Source organism: Luteimonas sp. 9C, assembly GCF_902506295.1.
Lineage (GTDB): Bacteria > Pseudomonadota > Gammaproteobacteria > Xanthomonadales > Xanthomonadaceae > Luteimonas.
Window position 1 is genome coordinate 2,283,219 of sequence record NZ_LR733312.1, and the last position, 16,789, is coordinate 2,300,007.

General features: G+C 67.3%; 17 protein-coding genes. 14 read left to right on the forward strand and 3 right to left on the reverse strand.

Annotation, left to right across the window (positions count from 1 at the left end):
- The first annotated feature begins 93 nt into the window (after positions 1-93).
- From CURTO8I2_RS10435 to mntR, 8 genes are all read left to right on the forward strand, one after another.
- On the forward strand, positions 94-2,583 hold the full coding sequence (locus CURTO8I2_RS10435) for a ribonucleoside-diphosphate reductase subunit alpha (protein WP_159680987.1): 2,490 nt from the start codon (positions 94-96) through the stop codon (positions 2,581-2,583).
- 332 nt (positions 2,584-2,915) lie between these two features.
- Positions 2,916-3,965, forward strand: a complete 1,050-nt coding sequence (locus CURTO8I2_RS10440; RefSeq protein ID WP_159680989.1) for a ribonucleotide-diphosphate reductase subunit beta — start codon at positions 2,916-2,918, stop codon at positions 3,963-3,965.
- A 54-nt stretch (positions 3,966-4,019) separates the two neighbouring features.
- Positions 4,020-4,856 carry an ImmA/IrrE family metallo-endopeptidase gene (locus CURTO8I2_RS10445; protein ID WP_159680991.1) on the forward strand — a complete coding sequence of 279 codons (837 nt, stop codon included), beginning with the start codon at positions 4,020-4,022 and terminating at the stop codon, positions 4,854-4,856.
- A 13-nt stretch (positions 4,857-4,869) separates the two neighbouring features.
- Positions 4,870-5,364, forward strand: coding sequence for a flavodoxin (locus CURTO8I2_RS10450; RefSeq protein ID WP_159680993.1), 495 nt, complete (start codon positions 4,870-4,872; stop codon positions 5,362-5,364).
- Entirely contained in the window at positions 5,336-5,680 is a 345-nt protein-coding gene (locus tag CURTO8I2_RS10455) for a thioredoxin family protein (RefSeq protein WP_159680995.1), read from the forward strand. The genes CURTO8I2_RS10450 and CURTO8I2_RS10455 overlap by 29 nt, the downstream gene beginning before the upstream one ends.
- Positions 5,680-6,093 (forward strand): acyl-CoA thioesterase, encoded by a 414-nt coding sequence (locus CURTO8I2_RS10460; RefSeq protein WP_201295500.1) that lies wholly within the window; start codon positions 5,680-5,682, stop codon positions 6,091-6,093. The genes CURTO8I2_RS10455 and CURTO8I2_RS10460 overlap by 1 nt, the downstream gene beginning before the upstream one ends.
- Positions 6,090-6,185, forward strand: coding sequence for an MICOS complex subunit MIC10 (locus CURTO8I2_RS15455; RefSeq protein WP_236551074.1), 96 nt, complete (start codon positions 6,090-6,092; stop codon positions 6,183-6,185). The genes CURTO8I2_RS10460 and CURTO8I2_RS15455 overlap by 4 nt, the downstream gene beginning before the upstream one ends.
- A gap of 50 nt (positions 6,186-6,235) precedes the next feature.
- Complete coding sequence (mntR, locus tag CURTO8I2_RS10465) at positions 6,236-6,703, forward strand: manganese-binding transcriptional regulator MntR (protein ID WP_159680997.1); 468 nt, start codon at positions 6,236-6,238, stop codon at positions 6,701-6,703.
- Between the two features lie 95 nt (positions 6,704-6,798).
- Here mntR and CURTO8I2_RS10470 read toward each other — a convergent pair whose 3' ends face one another.
- The 3 genes from CURTO8I2_RS10470 to CURTO8I2_RS10480 form a co-directional block, all read right to left on the reverse strand.
- Entirely contained in the window at positions 6,799-6,945 is a 147-nt protein-coding gene (locus tag CURTO8I2_RS10470; RefSeq protein WP_159680999.1) for a hypothetical protein, read from the reverse strand.
- Between the two features lie 189 nt (positions 6,946-7,134).
- Positions 7,135-7,926: a MipA/OmpV family protein gene (locus tag CURTO8I2_RS10475; protein WP_159681001.1), complete on the reverse strand. Its 792-nt coding sequence runs from the start codon at positions 7,924-7,926 to the stop codon at positions 7,135-7,137.
- Between the two features lie 645 nt (positions 7,927-8,571).
- Positions 8,572-9,459 carry a fructose bisphosphate aldolase gene (locus tag CURTO8I2_RS10480; RefSeq protein ID WP_236551138.1) on the reverse strand — a complete coding sequence of 296 codons (888 nt, stop codon included), beginning with the start codon at positions 9,457-9,459 and terminating at the stop codon, positions 8,572-8,574.
- A gap of 181 nt (positions 9,460-9,640) precedes the next feature.
- On the opposite strand from CURTO8I2_RS10480, the gene CURTO8I2_RS10485 reads away from it, so the two are divergent.
- The 6 genes from CURTO8I2_RS10485 to CURTO8I2_RS10510 all read left to right on the forward strand — a co-directional run bounded on the left by CURTO8I2_RS10485 (position 9,641) and on the right by CURTO8I2_RS10510 (position 16,733).
- Positions 9,641-10,645 carry a methionine ABC transporter ATP-binding protein gene (locus CURTO8I2_RS10485; protein ID WP_159681005.1) on the forward strand — a complete coding sequence of 335 codons (1,005 nt, stop codon included), beginning with the start codon at positions 9,641-9,643 and terminating at the stop codon, positions 10,643-10,645.
- On the forward strand, positions 10,642-11,319 hold the full coding sequence (locus tag CURTO8I2_RS10490; protein ID WP_159681007.1) for a methionine ABC transporter permease: 678 nt from the start codon (positions 10,642-10,644) through the stop codon (positions 11,317-11,319). The genes CURTO8I2_RS10485 and CURTO8I2_RS10490 overlap by 4 nt, the downstream gene beginning before the upstream one ends.
- A gap of 260 nt (positions 11,320-11,579) precedes the next feature.
- The gene (locus CURTO8I2_RS10495) at positions 11,580-12,383 is read left to right on the forward strand and encodes a MetQ/NlpA family ABC transporter substrate-binding protein (RefSeq protein ID WP_159681008.1); all 804 of its coding nucleotides are present in this window, start codon (positions 11,580-11,582) and stop codon (positions 12,381-12,383) included.
- 174 nt (positions 12,384-12,557) lie between these two features.
- The gene (locus CURTO8I2_RS10500) at positions 12,558-12,962 is read left to right on the forward strand and encodes a DUF2946 family protein (protein ID WP_159681010.1); all 405 of its coding nucleotides are present in this window, start codon (positions 12,558-12,560) and stop codon (positions 12,960-12,962) included.
- A 118-nt stretch (positions 12,963-13,080) separates the two neighbouring features.
- Complete coding sequence (locus CURTO8I2_RS10505; protein ID WP_236551075.1) at positions 13,081-15,312, forward strand: TonB-dependent siderophore receptor; 2,232 nt, start codon at positions 13,081-13,083, stop codon at positions 15,310-15,312.
- Positions 15,313-15,314: 2 nt separating this feature from the next.
- Complete coding sequence (locus CURTO8I2_RS10510) at positions 15,315-16,733, forward strand: PepSY domain-containing protein (protein WP_159681011.1); 1,419 nt, start codon at positions 15,315-15,317, stop codon at positions 16,731-16,733.
- Positions 16,734-16,789: the final 56 nt, after the last annotated feature.

Sequence of the window (16,789 nt, forward strand, 5' to 3'; positions counted from 1 at the left end):
GCCGCCCACCGACCCTTGGATCACGCCACAGCCGCCGGACCCGACGTGGGCGGGCCGGTCGTGTGCGCGAATGCACTGGAAGAGAGAGGACGCATGACCAGCCACGAGACCGTCGCGACCGGCACCCCGGACGCCGCAGACGCCACACCCGACACCGCCGCCACCCCCATTGCCGCTGCGCCGCCCGCCGTCGAACCCGACGACGCGGTGCCGCCTCCCCCGAGTGCCGCCATGAACACCGCAATTGCAGAAGTCGCCGACCCCGATGCCGGCGTGTCCAACTGGATCACCAAGGAAGCCGGCAACCGCCGCATTCCCTACGACCGTGCGCGCCTGGAGCGCAGCATCGACCGTACCCATGCCGAGTTCCCGCAGCTCGACATCGCCGACTACAAGCGCAGCGTGTTCGGCTTCGTCGAGCGCAAGGACGCCGTCAACGCCGACGACCTCACCGACCATCTGATCCGCGAGGCCGAGGCCCGCGTCGATGTCACCGCGCCGGAGTGGGAGTTCTTCGCCGCCCGCCTGTACCTGCACCGCCTGTACAAGCGCGCCAGCCGCAACCGCTTCTACGATGCCGAGCAGAAGTACGGCTCCTACGTCGGCCTGCAGGAGTCGCTGGCCGATCGCAACATCTACTCGAACGACATCCTGCGCGCCTACTCCAAGGAAGAGCTGCAGGAAGCCGGCCGCATGATCGAGGCCGAGCGCGACAAGTTGTTCGCCTACAACGGCCTGTACCTGCTGGCCACGCGCTACCTCGCCACCGACACCTCGCGCGCCGTGTTCGAGCTGCCGCAGGAGCGCTGGCTGACCATCGCCCTGTACCTGATGCAGAACGAGACCAAGGGCGGCCGCGAGCGCCGCATGCAGCTCGTCGGCGAGGCCTACTGGGCGCTGTCGAACCTGTACATGACCGTCGCCACGCCCACGCTGCAGAACGCCGGCAAGGTCGGCGGCCAGCTATCGTCGTGCTTCATCGACACCGTCGACGATTCGCTGCAGGGCATCTACGACTCCAACACCGACATCGCCCGCGTCTCCAAGGGCGGCGGCGGCGTGGGCGCGTACATGGGTTACGTGCGCTCGTCCGGTTCGGCGATCCGCGGCGTGCCGAATTCCTCCGGCGGCGTGGTGCCGTGGATCAAGCAGCTCAACAACACCGCCGTGTCGGTGGACCAGCTGGGCCAGCGCAAGGGCGCGGTCGCGGTCTACCTCGACATCTGGCACCGCGACATCGAGAACTTCCTCGACCTGCGGCTCAACAACGGCGACCAGCGCCTGCGCGCGCACGACGTGTTCACCTCGATCTGCATCCCCGACATCTTCATGGAAGCCGTCGACCGTCGCGGCGACTGGTACCTGTTCGACCCGCACGAGGTCCACAAGATCAAGGGCTGGCACCTGCAGGACTTCTTCGACGAGAAGAAGGGTGATCCGAATGGCAGCTTCCGCCGTCGTTACGAAGAAGTCGTCGCCGACGAGCGCATCTCGCGCAAGACCGTCAAGGCGATCGACATCTTCAAGCGCGTAATGGTGAGCCAGCTCGAGACCGGCAACCCCTTCATGTTCTACCGCGACGAAGTGAACCGGAAGAACCCGAACAAGCACGTCGGCCGTGTGTACTCGTCGAATCTCTGCACCGAGATTCTGCAGAACATGAGCCCGACGAAAATGATGCAGGAGATCATCTCCGGCAACCAGATCGTCACCACCAAGCAGGCCGGCGACTTCGTCGTCTGCAACCTGTCGTCGGTGAACCTGGGCCGCGCGGTCGTGCCGCAGGCCGGCCAGAGCGATCTGATCACCGACGTGCTCGAGCGTCTGATCCCGATCCAGGTGCGCATGCTCGACAACGTGATCGATCTCAACATGCTGCCCGTGCCGCAGGCCACGATCACCAACCAGAAGTACCGGGCGATCGGTCTGGGCACCTTCGGCTGGCATCACCTGCTGGCGCAGAAGGGTATCCAGTGGAACGACGCGCAGGCCGAGGACTTCAGTGATTCGCTCTACGAGCGCATCAACTTCCTCACCGTGCAGGCCAGCATGGAACTCGCCAAGGAAAAGGGCGCCTACCCGGTGTTCGCCGGCAGCGACTGGCACACCGGCGCGTACTTCAGTGACCGCAGCTACAACTCGCCCGAGTGGATGGACCTCGCCGCGCAGGTCGGCGTCAACGGCATGCGCAACGGCTGGCTGATGGCGGTCGCCCCGAACATGTCCACCGCGCAGATCGCAGGCAGCACGGCGTCGATCGACCCGATCTACTCCGCGTTCTATTACGAAGAGAAGAAGGACTACCGTCGCCCGGTGGCCGCGCCCGGCCTGTCGCTCGAGACCTGGCCCTACTACGAGAAGGGCGCCTACAAGGTCGACCAGTTCGCCTCGGTGCGCCAGAACGCGCGTCGCCAGCGTCACGTCGACCAGGCAATCAGCTTCAACTTCTACGTGCCCAGCACCATCCCCGCGCGCACCCTGCTCGACCTGCACATGACCGCGTGGAACCTCGGCATGAAGACCACGTACTACGTGCGTTCGAACGACATCGACATCGCCGAGTGCGAGTGGTGTTCCAGCTGAGGTAGCGCCACCCGACAGGGCTCGGAGTCGTTTTTCGGCCGATCGCGTTGAGTACGCGCGCGGTCGACCCCCGAAAACACGACTCCGACCCCGTTCGCGCGGTGCCCCACCGCGCGACGCTTTGAAAGCCTGCACTCGCGCGATCCCCGCATCGCGCGAGCTTCAAGAAACAGCAAGGTGTCAGAGTCACTTTCCGGACGCGCCGCATCGGCTGACGGAACGTCCACGAGCCGGAAAGTGACTCCGACACCGTCGCGCGATCCCTCACCGCGCGAGACTTTTCCGTCGCGCGATTCGACGTCGCGCGAGACTTCAGACACGAGAAACCGCACATGGCCGTTACGTCCACACCGCTCGACCGCATCAAGATCCTCGAGCCGCGTCATCCCAACCGCTCGACCGGCATCATCAACGGCCAGACCAGCGGCATCCTCAACTGGAACGACATTCCGTATCCGTCGTTCTACCGCGCCTACAAGGAACTCTCGACCAACTTCTGGATTCCGGACGAGGTCGACATGAAGGGCGACGCCAAGCAGTACGGCGAGCTCTCGGCGCGTGAGAAGAACGCCTACGATTCGATCATCGGCCTGCTGGCCACACTGGATTCGCCGCAGACGCGCTTCATCTACAACGTCGCCGAATACATCACCGACCCGGCCGCGCACGCCAACGCCGCGATCATCGGCCAGCAGGAAGTGATCCACAACGAGAGCTACAGCTACGTGCTGGCCTCGATCGCGGGCCTGGCCGACCAGAACCGCGTGTTCGAACTCGCGCGCACGCATCCCACGATCATCGCGCGCAACCAGCCGATCATGGATTCGTACAACGACTTCATGCGCGAGCGCTCGGCCGAAACGCTGATCCGCTCGCTGGTGCAGTCGTCGATCCTCGAAGGCATCAACTTCTATTCCGGCTTCGCGTACTTCTACAACCTGGTCCGCCAGAACCGGATGACCGGCACCGGCAAGATCATCAGCTTCATCAACCGCGATGAACTGGCGCACAGCAAGTTCATCAGCGAACTGATCCGCGCCATCGTCGGCGAAAACCAGTCGCTGCAGGGCGACCAGCTCACCCAGTACGTGCACGACGCCTTCGAACACGCCATCGAACTCGAAACCCGCTGGACGAGTGAGGTGCTCGACGGCATCGACGGCATCGACGTCGACGAGATGGTCCGCTACGTGAAGTACCGCGCCAACAAGATGGCCGGCATGCTGGGTATCGAGAAGCTGTATTCCGACACCACCGACAACGTGATGCCGTGGATCAAGGCCTACGCCGACAACTTCACCGAGACCAAGACCGACTTCTTCGAGATGCGGAACGCGTCGTACAAGAAAACGAATTCGGATAACGGGTTCGACGATCTCTGATTCGGGAACTACCAGAGCTTCTCTGTCATTCCACTCTTCAAGTACGGGGGCACCATGAGCAAGCGATTGGATCCGCGCATCTCGTCTAGTCGCATGCGACTGGAGAACCCGTACGCCCACATGGAAGAGATTGCGGAGTGCTGGGAGGCGGCTGATTATCAGAATCCGTATCGCTTTGTGACTTCGGACGAGAAATCAGTCTCTGCAAAAAAGAACCATAGCTTCGAGTCGATCGAGGCACAGGCCAAAGAGTTGCAACGCGCGATCTGGAAGAAAAGGACAGATCTCGGGCTGAGCCAGAACGTCCACCCGATTAATGTCCTGGATCCGCAGCTTGCCGCGGAACTGCTCGGCTTCGAGTTCACCTTGCATCCCAGCCTTGGATGGATGGTTAATGGCCGTCGTCGAGTTTCCGTTGCAGGGTTGATTGATCAAACCAATCGATCGATTCAGATTGCAACCGATGCTGATCCGAGGGTAATGCGTTTCACTGCGGCTCATGAGATCGGACACGCAATTCTTCATCCAGATCAGACAGGGCTACATCGAGATCAGCCGCTCGACGGTGTTCGACAGTCGCGTAATCGCACTGAACTCGAAGCGGACAAGTTCGCGACATATTTCCTGCTGCCAGAAAAACTTCTCGCCGAAGAATTCAGGTCTCGCTTCTTGGGGCCTTTTGCTCTCAATGAGCAGACCGCATTTGCTCTGCTCAGCAAGCCCATTTACGAAGTGATCGAAGCTCTTCCGACTCGTCGCCACGTCGCGAGGAAGCTCGCTGGCGCGACTTATTACAACGGCCGCCATTTCGTATCGTTGTCCGAGTCTTTTGGAGTCAGCATCGAAGCAATGGCCATTCGCCTTGAAGAACTGAAACTCGTTATTGAATGATTTCTTCTCTGACATGCGCATCCTCCTCGCCCACACCTCGCTGAGCGGCAACACACGCGATGTCGCGCGTGCGATCTGCGCGCGGTGCGAGGAACTGGGCCACGCTGTCACCTGGATCGATGCGGACATCCAGACACTCGCCAAGGTCTGCCCCGACAGCGCCGAACACGATCTCTACGTGCTCGGCAGCTGGAGCATCAACGCCGGGCGCACGCCGCCGGAGATGAAGCGTTTCATCGAAGAGCTCGTCGCCGCGGTCGGCAAGCCGGAACGCCTCGCGGTGTTCGGCACCGGCGAGACGCAGTGGGGCGAGGAGCACTACTGCGGTGCGGCCCGGCGCATGGCCGCGTTCTTCGGCACGCGGTATCCGCGGCTGGAGATCGAACAGATGCCCCACGGCGAACACGACGCCAACAAGATCCAACGCTGGACCGACACCATTCTTGCCATCACCGAAACACCGTTCGAGAACACCCCCCATGCAGACGCTCCACGCCACCACGCCTGACGACTACGCCGCCGCCCTTGCCGCGCATCCGCGCCTGCTTGTGGATTACTACAAGGACGATTGTCCGGGCTGCAAGATGCTCGACATGTCGCTGGCGAAGTTCGCCGCGAGCGAAGATGCCGCCGGCGTCGCACTGCTGAAGGTGAAGATGGAAGTGATCGGCGAGGACTTCTTCCGCGATCTCGGCCTGCGCCAGACGCCGACGCTGGCGCTGTTCAAGGACGGCGCAGAGGCGGCGCGCCTGCCGGGCTTCCAGGCACCCGGTCAGATTGCGCAGGCCGTGGGCCTGCATCTCGCCACGGCGGACGCGTCTTGATGGCGCCGCTGGCCGACACGCCCAAGACCGAAGCCCGGATGCTGGAGATCGTGTTCCCCGATCACACCAACCATCTGGGCACGCTGTTCGGCGGCACCGCGCTGGCGTGGATGGACAAGGCCGCCTTCATCGCCGCATCGCGCTACTCGCGCCGCACGGTGGTGACCGCGCGTTCGGAGCAGGTCGACTTCAAGCTGCCGATCCGGCAGGGCCAGCTGGTCGAGACGATCGCGCGCGTGGTGGAAGTGGGACGCACGTCGATGCAGGTGGAAGTGGAACTGATCGCCGAGGATCTGCTCAGCGGCGACCGCGAGCTGTGCACGCGCGGCCGGTTCGTGATGATCGCGCTCGATGCGCGCGGCCGGCCGGCACCGGTCGCCGCGCTGCCGGGCCAGGCCGGCGATCCGGCATGAGCGACATCACGCTGCTGCAGTGGATCGGCCTGGGACTCGGCATCGGCATCGCCTACGCGGCGATCCGTGCGGTGTTCCGGCGCAAGGACTGACGCGCCGCATGATCGGCGACACTACGCAGGTTGCCGCCGGAACCGCGCCCATGTCGAAACGCAAGCAGATCGCCGCTCAGGCCGCGCGCGATGCGGGACTGCCGGATGCGCAGGTGCACGTGGAGAATTTCCGCCAGGTGCGCGAGGCGCGCCGCGCCGAGCTGGTCGAGGACTATGTCGAACTGATCTCCGACCTGCTCGCCACCACCGGCCGCGCGCGCCAGGTCGACATCGCCGAACGCCTCGGTGTCGCCCAGCCCACGGTCGCCCGCACGCTGCAACGCCTGGTGCGCGACGGACTGGTGCTGCAGAAGCCCTACCGCGGCGCATTTCTCACCGAGGCCGGCGAAACGCTGGCGCATGCCAGCCGCGCGCGGCACCAGACGGTCGAATCCTTTCTCGTCGCATTGGGCGTACCGCCCGACATCGCACGCCGCGATGCGGAGGGCATCGAGCATCACGTCAGCCCGGAAACGCTGGCGGTGTTCGAGGCCTTCGTGCTGAAGACGCGCGACTGAGGATCGGCCGCGCGAATGCTGCGCGTCGCACGATGCGCGCCCGCGATACGCAATCCACATCCGCCGGTATCGGCCACCCGATCCGCGGCATCCGCTCAGCCGACGAGGTGCTGGCCCGGCGCAGGAAAGCATTCGTCCTGCATCTCTCGCGGCTGCCAGACATGCATGGGCTCGGGCGGCGGCACGGTCTGGAATTCGTCGCGAAGAGCGGAGGTCTCCGTCGACAATGTGTACTCGGTCATGACGGCCTCCTGTGCGCGTTGCGGCCAGTGCGCGCGACCGTAATCGCCCCGACGTGAAGTCGGCGCGTGGTCCGGGCATTCAGGGTGCGCAGCGGTCGAAGACAGCATGCCGACCGCGCAGTCAGGTGAGTAACGCGCCCACGGGTCGTTCGAACACAGCGCCGTGCCGGCGCCGGCGCCGGCGCTGGCTCAGAAGCGGTAGCTGACGCCACCGAACAGCGAGGGAATGCCGTCGGCATCGCGTTCGAGCAACGGGCTGTCGGACAGTTCGTCCGGCAGGACGCGATAGGTGAATCCGCCGATGAAACTCCAGCGCTCGCCGAGGGGACGCGTCGCGGCGACGCTGATCGATGGCACCACCGCCGCACCCGGCGTGTAGCGCGTCACGCCGCGCGCGACTTCGGAATCCAGCGTGCCGAAGTAGTAACGGGTCAGGTCGTCCGACATCCAGCGCACGCCGGCGCTGGGCAGGATGGTCCACGCGCCGGAGCGCAGCATGTAGGTGTATTCGACGCCGAACTCGTGACCGCCGCTGGTGTCGGTGACGTCGGCGAGTGCATGCACGCGCACGCGGCCGAGCGTGCCCGACCACGACGCGCCGATGCCGGCGTCCAGACCATGGTCGCGATCGTCGAGCAGACGCGCATCGAGTCCGTTGTCGGCAAGGCCCGACGCGCTGAGATCGTCGATGTCGAAACCGTCGAGACGTGCGGATACGAGACCATCGAGCTGGAACGCGCCGGTGTCGACCAGATGGATGCCACCGGCAATGCCGCGCAGGAACAGGCGCTCACCTTCATACGAAAAAGTCGGGAACGGCAGAATGCGCGCGCCTTCGCCGACATAGGGGCTGTCGGAGGCGGCGACGGCGACACCGAGCGACCAGCCGGGCGGTTGCGCGGGCGGGCCGGGGCGTTCGTCGCGCGTCTGTGCGAATGCGAGTCCGGGAACCAGGGCGAACAGAGCGAGCGCGGTTTTCATCGAACGGTCCGTGCGGCAGCGAAGATGCCCGCACGATAGCAAGCGCCGATGCCATCGCCTGTGCGCTGCGTGGCGATCTGCGACGCGCGATCCGATCCGACGCGCCGTGCGCCGGATCGGGAGACGCCCGATTCAACACATGTGGCGAGCGGGACGCCAGACGCTGTCCCGCATACCGCGAGCCGTCAGCTCGCCCGACGCACCGTAGACGGATAGCGGAGCCGGGATGGCGACGATGACCGCGTATCGACAGCGGCATTCGCGCCGTGGCGGACACGATCTTCGAACGGACGCGAATCGCCCTGATTGCCCGCCTTCGGGCGGCGGACCATGTAATGGGTGACGAATGTCGGCTGTGACATCTGCAGATCCTCCAGGCCTGTGCCTCGATGGATCGAACCCTAGGACCGTGTCGCGCAACCCGCGGTGTAATCCACAGTCCGACGCCGCCGGCGTTTATCCGCGCGTCGGCGTTGTCGCGAACAGCGACGCGCGAACACACCAGTTCCTAACAATCGCGACAGATATGTTCACGCGATCGCGCCGCGGGCTTCACGCAGCGCTGATCGCACCGCCTGCGCACGCCGCGCGACAAAAAAAAGACCGGCGCAGATGCGCCGGCCTTCGATGCGGGTCCGCTGGGTGTCAGGCGACCGACGCGCGATAGATCGACTCGATCGCCGTGTCGAGCGACGCGTTGAAATCGTCGTCGCTCTGCTTCGCGCTCAGGCCTTCGGTCAGCGCGCGGCTGAAGCTCGCGACCACGCCCGGGTTCTTCGCCAGGCGGGCGTTCGCGTCGTCGCGTGCGTAGCCACCCGACAGGGCGACCACCTTCAGCACGCTCGGGTGTTCGACCAGTTCGCGGAAGAAACCATCGACCTCGGGCAGGGTGAGCTTGAGGATCACCGGCGTCGACGGGGCCACCTTGTCGAGGCGCTCGAGCAGGCCCTGCTTCAGCGTGGTCTCGATGTCGGCCTTGTCGGCGGCATTGATGTCGACTTCCGGTTCGATGATCGGCACCAGGCCGGCGTCGAGCACCTGCTGGCCGAGTTCGAACTGCTGGTCGAGCACCGCGGCGATGCCGGCGGCATTGTTCTGCTTGATGACCGAGCGTTCCTTGGTGCCGAACACGCCCTTGGCCTTGGCGCGCGCGAGCAGATCCGACAGGCCCGGAATCGGCTTCAGCATCTGCACGCCGTTGGCTTCGTCTTCCAGACCCTTGTCGATCTTCAGGAACGGCACGACGCCCTTGGTCTGCCACAGGTATTCGGCGGCGCCCTGGCCTTCGAACGCGTCGTCGAGCGTGCGCTCGAACAGGATCGCGCCGAACACGCGCTCGCCGCTGAAGGCGGGGCTGGTGACGATGCGCGTGCGCATCGCGTGGACGAGGCCGAACATTTCCGCGTCGTTCGCGTACTCGGTTTCCTCGATGCCGTAGAGCTTGAGCGCCTTGGGCGTACTGCCGCCGCTCTGGTCGAGTGCGGCGATGAAGCCCTGACCCGACTTGATCCTGTCCAGCTGTTCCTGATTCACGGCCACGTGCGTACGTCCTATGCGATCGGTGGAGACCCGGGCCCGCGATGATACCGCCACGCGCCGTGCGGGGCCGCCCGCACGGGTGCCCGCCCGGTTCCGGGACGCTGCGTCCATGCGGACGCAACGCTGCCGCCACGGCGCCCTGCTAGGCTGCCCGGCCGCCTGAACGCCCGTCGCCGTGATCCATTTCGAAGGCATCCACAAGTCGTATTCCGCCGCCGGGCGCGAGACCGTCGCGCTGCATCTGCTCGATCTCACGATCGAGGCCGGCGAGGTGTTCGGCATCGTCGGCCATTCCGGCGCGGGCAAATCCACGCTGCTGCGGCTGATCAACGGGCTGGAAACGCCGAGCGGCGGCCGCCTGACCGTCGATGGCCAACGCCTCGACACGCTCGACGGCGCCGGCCTGCGCACCCTGCGCCGGCGCGTGGGCATGATCTTCCAGCACTTCAATCTGCTGTCGGCCAAGACCGTCCTCGACAACATCGCATTTCCGCTGCGCCTGGCCGGCGTATCGAAGAGCCAGGCCCATGCGCGCGCGCAGGAATTGCTGGTGCGCGTGGGCCTGGAGGCGCATCGCGACAAGTATCCCGCGCAGCTCTCGGGCGGCCAGAAGCAACGCGTGGGTGTGGCGCGTGCGCTCGCGACGGAACCCAAGATCCTGCTGTGCGACGAGGCCACCAGCGCGCTCGACCCGCAGACCACGGCGTCGGTGCTGCAGCTGCTCGACGGCATCAACCGCGAGCTGGGCCTGACCATCGTGCTGATCACCCACGAGATGGATGTCGTGCGCCGCGTCTGCGACCGCGTCGCGGTGCTCGATGCCGGGCACCTGGTCGAAAGCGGCCCGGTGACCGACGTGTTCCTGCATCCGCAGCATCCGACGACGCGGCGGTTCGTCGCCGAATCCGAAGACGACGACGGCGCGCAGCACGACGACATCGCCCATGTCGAAGGTCGCCTGCTGCGGCTAACCTTCACCGGCGACGCGACCTGGCAGCCGCTGCTCGGCCGCGTCGCGCGCGAGACCGGCATCGACTACACCATCCTCTCGGGCCGCATCGACCGCATCAAGCGCCTGCCCTACGGCCAGCTGACGCTGGCGGTGACCGGCGACCGCGTCGACGAGGCCGCGCGCAGCTTCGCCGCCGCCGGCGTGCACGTGCAGGCGCTGCCGCGATGAGCACGCCATTGCTGCCCAACGTGGATGCCGGCAAGTGGCTCGAGATCGGCCAGGCCACGGTCGACACGCTGCTGATGCTGGCCGGTTCGCTGCCGCTGACGCTGCTGATCGGCCTGCCGCTCGGCGTGCTGCTCTACCTCACCGCGCCGCGCCAGCTGCACGCGCGCCCGGCGTTGTACGGCGGCCTGTCGCTGGTGGTGAACCTGCTGCGCTCGGTGCCCTTCATCATCCTGATGATCGTGCTGATTCCGGTCACGCTCAAAGCCATGGGCACCTCGCTGGGCGTGCGCGGCGCGATCCTGCCGCTGGTCGTCGGCGCGGCGCCGTTCTACGCGCGACTGGTCGAAACCGCGCTGCGCGAGATCGATCGCGGCGTCGTCGAGGCGAGCCTCGCGATGGGCGCGACCACGCGCCAGCTGGTCACGCGCGTGCTGCTGCCCGAAGCGCTGCCCGGCCTGATCGCCGGTGCCACGGTGACGACGATCGCGCTGATCGGCTTCACCGCGATGGGCGGCGCGATCGGCTCCGGCGGCCTGGGCGATCTGGCGTACCGCGACGGCTACCTGCGCTCGCGTACGGACGTGGCCGTGGTCACCGTCGTCGCGCTGCTGGTGATGGTGCAGGTGCTGCAGATGGTCGGCGACCGGCTGGTGGCGCGGTTCTCGCGGCGGTAGGGCGCTGAAGCCCGCCCCCGCGATGCGGGGCGGGTTGGGTGGGGGCGAACGGCCAGACCTTCGTGGCATTCGATCCACGCAAGCTTTATTGCGCGGGACGACGTCTTCGAGACCGCAGGGTTTGCCCCTATCTCGGCCTTCCCCCGCGCGCGTGGGAAGGAGCGGGTTGCCGCCCCACCACACACTGATTTCCACATCCGCACTCGATCCGCGCACGCGGAGCCCGATACTGGTCGGCCCCTCGCTTGACCGGATCCGACATGGCCCTGCTGCCCCGACTCGCCACTGCCGCCCTGCTGCTGTCCGCCCTCGCCGGTTGCGGCGGTTCCGGGTCCGGCGCGGACGGCGAACGCCTGACCGTCGCTGCGACCGCGGTGCCGCATGCGGAAATCCTCGAAGTGGTGAAGCCGCTGCTCGCCGCGCAGGGCGTCGACCTGCAGGTGCGCATCTTCAACGATTACGTGCAGCCCAACGACCAGGTCGCGCAGGGCCAGATCGACGTCAACTACTTCCAGACCGAGCCCTACCTCGACGCCTACAACCGCGACCGCGGCACCGACCTGACCACCCTCGTCGGCGTGCACATCGAACCCTTCGGCGCGTACTCGCGCCGCTTCGATTCGCTCGACGCGGTGCCCGAAGGCGCCGACGTGGTGATTCCGAACGACCCGAGCAACAACAGCCGCGCGTTGATCCTGCTGCACAAGAGTGGGGTGATCACGCTGCGTGATCCGACCGACGCGATGGCGACGCTGCGCGACATCACCGCGAATCCGAAGAACCTCAAGTTCCGCGAGCTCGATTCGGCGATGCTGCCGCGCGTGCTCGACCAGGTGGACCTGGCGCTGATCAACACCAATTACGCACTCGACGCCGGCCTCGATCCCGGCAAGGACGCACTGGCCATCGAAGGCCAGGACTCGCCCTACGTGAACTTCCTCGTCGGCCGCCCCGACACGCGCGACGACCCGCGCGTACAGAAGCTGATTGCCGCGCTGACCCGCGACGAGGTCCGCAGCTTCATCCAGAGCACCTACCGGGATGCGGTGATTCCGGCGTTCTGAGGTCCGCGGCCGATTGATGCGACAAGCCCGAGGTCGGACGCGCGGCGGCATGCGACTGACGGGCAGCGCCCCGCGGAACCTGATCGGCCGGGCGCACCGCGCACGCATGCGACACGTTGTCGCATGCCGCCTGCCACGCTGCAGCTGCGCGCGCGGCGCGGGTACACTCCCGCCGTGCACCGGGGCATCAACTATCACAACGCATTCGCCTGGCTGTCGCTGACGGCCGTGCTGCTGCTCGCGTTGCTGCCGTCGATCGGCCGGCTTGCGCACGCGCAGGACGCGTCGCCGCGGATGATTCTGATGGAGATGTGCACGATGGGCAGCGACACGCTCGTCAGCATCGTCGACCCCCACAGCCTGCTTGACGATGCGCCGCGCCCGGCGCCGTCGAAACATCTCGACATGCAGGACTGCGGCTACTGCCCGCTGCTCGCCACCGCGCTGCTCGCGGTGATCTGGTGCGCGATCGCGCGCCTGCTGCATGCCCGGCACCAGGCGCCCGTCGCGCGCGTGTGCCGTCTTGCGGAACGTCATCCCTGCGGACTCGGCTCGCGCGGCCCACCGCTCGCGGCCTGAGTTGCGCCGCCGCGACCCCGTCGGGTCGCACCCCTTTTTTCCGCGATGCCCGCGCCCGTGCGCGGTGTCGTCCGTGCGCGCGTGTCCACCCCGCGCCGCACTTGCATTGGATGCCCACATGTTCCGTTCCGCAATGTCCCGGCCCGCGCCGACCCGACCCGTTGTCCACACCCCGCCGGCCACCGCGCTGCTGGCCGGTTTGATCGCCGTCGCACTCGCCGCACCGGCCGTCGCCCAGTCCGCGCCGGACGCGGCCCGCCAGGCCACCACGCTCGACACGCTGCAGGTGCAGGGCCAGCGCCTGCGCACGCTCGACGCGCCGCAGACCACCGGCAGCCGTCTCGGCCTGTCGCAACGCGAGACTCCCGCATCGCTGCAGGTCATCGACCGCGATGCGATCGCGCGCCAAGGCGCGCGCACCACGCGCGAGGTCTTCGACCTGGCGACCGGCGCGATGGTCGGCAACGTGCCGGGCAATCCGGCCGTGGTCACGCTGCGCGGGTTCAGCGGCAACACGATCTCGGTGCTGCACGACGGCGTGCGCCTCGGTGCGTCGACGTTCGTCACCCGCGATGTCGACACCTGGTCGCTGGAACGCGTGGAGGTGCTGCGCGGTCCGGCGTCGCTGCTCTACGGCGAAGGCGCGCTGGGCGGTGCGATCAATCTGGTCACGCGCCGGCCGAGCACCGACGCACGTGTGGTCGATGCAATGCTGGGCGTCGGCAGCTCCAACACCCGCCGCGCGGGCATCGGCGTCAACCAGCCGCTGTCGGACACGGTCGCAGTGCGCCTGGACGCGAGCGGCCTGCGCTCGGACAGCCTCTACGACATCGAGGACAACCGTGTCGACACCTCGACGCTGTCGGCCACCCTGGCGTATACGCCCAGCGACACGCTCTCGATGCTGTTCGCGTGGCAGCACGCCGAGGACGAGAGCCGCGGCACCTACCAGGGCGCGCCGATGATCGCGGCCGAGGATGCACTCGCGCCTTCGCGCGTGGTGCGTAGTGCGAACGGGTTGGTGATCGATGCGGCGACGCGCCACGTCAATTACAACCCTGATGGCAGCTTCACCGGCGCGCGCAGCGATCTGCTCAGATGGAACACCACGCTCTCGCTCGGTCGCAACTGGACGCTGCAAAACGACCTGGCCTGGTACCAGGCCGATCGCGACTTCGTCTACTCCGACGACTGGGTCTACAGCCGCGACACGGGTCTGTACGCGCGTGGCGTGCAGCGCGTGTTCCACGACCACCGGTTCTGGAACGAGCGGCTGGCGCTGTCCTACGACGGCCCGTGGGGCGCGCGCCGCAACCGGTTCACGGTGGGCGTGGAACGCAACGACACCGATTTCCGCAATCCGCGCCAGAGCGGCAGCACGACACCGGTGACGCCACGCGATCCCGATGTCGGCACGTTTCCCGATGGCGACTCGCCGGCGTTCACCAGCAATCAGCGCTTCGAGACCGGCATCCGCACGCGCGCGTTGTTCGTCGAGGACGCGCTGAATCTCACGCCGCGCTGGTTGCTGGTCGGCGGGCTGCGTTATGAGCGGATCGACGTGGACCGTTCGATCGACAACCGCATCACCGGCGCACGCACCACGTTCGCGCCGCGCTACACGCCGTTCTCGTGGCGCCTGGGCAGCGTGTTCGATCTGCGCGAGGACCTGCAGCTCTACGGTCAGGTCTCGACCGCGGTCTCGCCGGTCTCGAGCCTGCTGACGATCCAGACCGCGTCGGGCGGTTTCGACCTGAGCGATGCGCGGGCCGCCGAGATCGGACTCAAGGCCGAGGCGCTGCAGGGGCGTCTGGCCACCACGGCGGCGGTCTACAGGATCGAACGCGACAACATCCTCACCCGCGATCCGGCCAACCCGCTGCTGACCGTGCAGGGCGGCGTGCAGTCGTCGGAGGGCGTGGAACTGACCGCCGATCTGCAGGCCACGCGCGGCCTGCGCGTCGACGCCTCGGCGACCTGGGGCCGCGCCCGCTACGACCGGCTGCTGGAGGCGGGCGGCGTGGACCGGCGCGGCAACCGGCCCGGCAATGTGCCCAACGGGACCGCGACGCTCGGCGCCAGCTACCGCTTCGACGGCCCGCCCGTCAGCATCGGTGCGAGTGGGCGACACGTCGGCGGTTTCTACACCGACACCGCCAACACCTATTACGTGCGCGGCCGCACGACGTTCGACGCCTGGGCGAGCTACGACTTCAGCCGCGCGTCGGTGGCTCTGCGCGTGCGCAATCTCACCGACGCGCTCTACGGCGAGTACTCGGGCTATCCCGCCACCCACGTCTATCTCGGTGCGCCGCGCAGCGTCGAGCTGACCCTGCGCACGCGGTTCTGACCATGACACATGCTCCGACACGTCCGGCGCAGGCCGCCGCCGGCGAGCGCCATCGCCTGTTCTGGCGCTGGCATCTCTACGCCGGCCTGTTCGTCGCGCCGTTCCTGCTGATGCTGGCGGTGACCGGCGCGATCTACCTGTTCAACGACGCACTCAACGACGCGATCTATCCCGAGCTGCGCTTCGCCGCATCGGCACCGGCGCCAGCATCCGTGTCGCCGGGCACGATGCTCGCCGCGGCCGAGGCCGCGGTGCCCGGCGCGGCGGCGACGCGGATCGACGTGATGGAGGATACGGCGCGCGCCGCGCGCGTCTACCTGGCGATCGACGGCGCACCGCCGCAGATCGCCTACGTCGATCCCGGCACCGGCGCGGTGCAAGGCACGCTGGTGCCCACGCGCACGCTCACCGGCATCGCCGAGCGTCTGCACGGCACGCTGATGGTCGGCGACGCCGGCAGCTACCTGATCGAACTCGCGGCGTCCTGGGCGGTGCTGCTGATCGTCACGGGGCTGTATCTGGCGTGGCCGCGTGGCGGCCTGCGTGCGTGGGCGGCGGCGCTGCGGCCGAATCTGCGCGCGCGCGGACGCGTGTTCTGGCGCGGGCTGCACGGCGCCGCCGGGCTGTGGGTGGCGCTGCTGGTGCTGTTCCTGATCCTGACCGGACTGCCGTGGTCGGTGTTCTGGGGCCAATGGGTCCGCAGCGGCGCGGACGCGATCGGCGCGGGCTATCCGGCCGCGTACCGGCGCTACGTGGCCGACGACGCGGGCGTGCTCGGCGCGGGGCACATCGACGTGCCCTGGACGCTGCAGGGTGCACCGCTGCCGGCGGCCGCGCCGGCCGACACCGCGCACGCGGGCCATCACGGCGATTCGGGGACGGCGCCCGCCGGGCGGCACTGGACCGACGAGGGACTGCACGCCGCGCTCGCCCACGTGCGTGGGCAGGGCGTCGCGGACGATCTGCGCGTGTTCTTGCCCAAACAGGCCGGCGCGCCGGTCACCGCCTACACCTATCCGGCGCAGCCGCAGGGCCAGATCACCTGGCATTTCGATGCCGCCGGCAGGCCGTTGCTGCGGGTGGGCTTCGAGGACTACGGCGCACTGGCCCAGGGCATCGAACTGGGCGTGCAGCTGCACATGGGCCGCTACTTCGGGCGCGCGAACCAGCTGGTGATGCTGGCCGCATGTCTCGGCGTGGTGCTGCTGTGCGTGTCGGGCACGGTGATGTGGTGGCGACGGCGTCCGTCCGGACGCATCGGTGCGCCCCGCACCGCACGCCCTGCGCCGGCGCGTGCCCTGGTCGCCCTGCTGGCGGTCACCGCGCTGCTGCTGCCGATGCTCGCCGTCTCGCTGCTGTGCGTCCTGGTCTTCGACCGCTGCGTGCGCCCGCGCATCCCCGCGCTGCGCTGGCTGGCGTAGCCGCCCGGTGCGTCGCCGCGTCCGCATGCCGCCGTGACACGGGCCCGGCTAGGCTC

Bases quoted from the DNA above. Each gene is read 5' to 3' on its own strand.
- CURTO8I2_RS10435 (WP_159680987.1), top strand. From the start codon at position 94: ATGACCAGCCACGAGACCGTCGCGACCGGCACCCCGGACGCCGCAGAC.
- CURTO8I2_RS10440 (WP_159680989.1), top strand. From the start codon at position 2,916: ATGGCCGTTACGTCCACACCGCTCGACCGCATCAAGATCCTCGAGCCG.
- CURTO8I2_RS10445 (WP_159680991.1), top strand. From the start codon at position 4,020: ATGAGCAAGCGATTGGATCCGCGCATCTCGTCTAGTCGCATGCGACTG.
- CURTO8I2_RS10450 (WP_159680993.1), top strand. From the start codon at position 4,870: ATGCGCATCCTCCTCGCCCACACCTCGCTGAGCGGCAACACACGCGAT.
- CURTO8I2_RS10455 (WP_159680995.1), top strand. From the start codon at position 5,336: ATGCAGACGCTCCACGCCACCACGCCTGACGACTACGCCGCCGCCCTT.
- CURTO8I2_RS10460 (WP_201295500.1), top strand. From the start codon at position 5,680: ATGGCGCCGCTGGCCGACACGCCCAAGACCGAAGCCCGGATGCTGGAG.
- CURTO8I2_RS15455 (WP_236551074.1), top strand. From the start codon at position 6,090: ATGAGCGACATCACGCTGCTGCAGTGGATCGGCCTGGGACTCGGCATC.
- mntR (WP_159680997.1), top strand. From the start codon at position 6,236: ATGTCGAAACGCAAGCAGATCGCCGCTCAGGCCGCGCGCGATGCGGGA.
- CURTO8I2_RS10470 (WP_159680999.1), bottom strand. From the start codon at position 6,945: ATGACCGAGTACACATTGTCGACGGAGACCTCCGCTCTTCGCGACGAA.
- CURTO8I2_RS10475 (WP_159681001.1), bottom strand. From the start codon at position 7,926: ATGAAAACCGCGCTCGCTCTGTTCGCCCTGGTTCCCGGACTCGCATTC.
- CURTO8I2_RS10490 (WP_159681007.1), top strand. From the start codon at position 10,642: ATGAGCACGCCATTGCTGCCCAACGTGGATGCCGGCAAGTGGCTCGAG.
- CURTO8I2_RS10495 (WP_159681008.1), top strand. From the start codon at position 11,580: ATGGCCCTGCTGCCCCGACTCGCCACTGCCGCCCTGCTGCTGTCCGCC.
- CURTO8I2_RS10505 (WP_236551075.1), top strand. From the start codon at position 13,081: ATGTTCCGTTCCGCAATGTCCCGGCCCGCGCCGACCCGACCCGTTGTC.
- CURTO8I2_RS10510 (WP_159681011.1), top strand. From the start codon at position 15,315: ATGACACATGCTCCGACACGTCCGGCGCAGGCCGCCGCCGGCGAGCGC.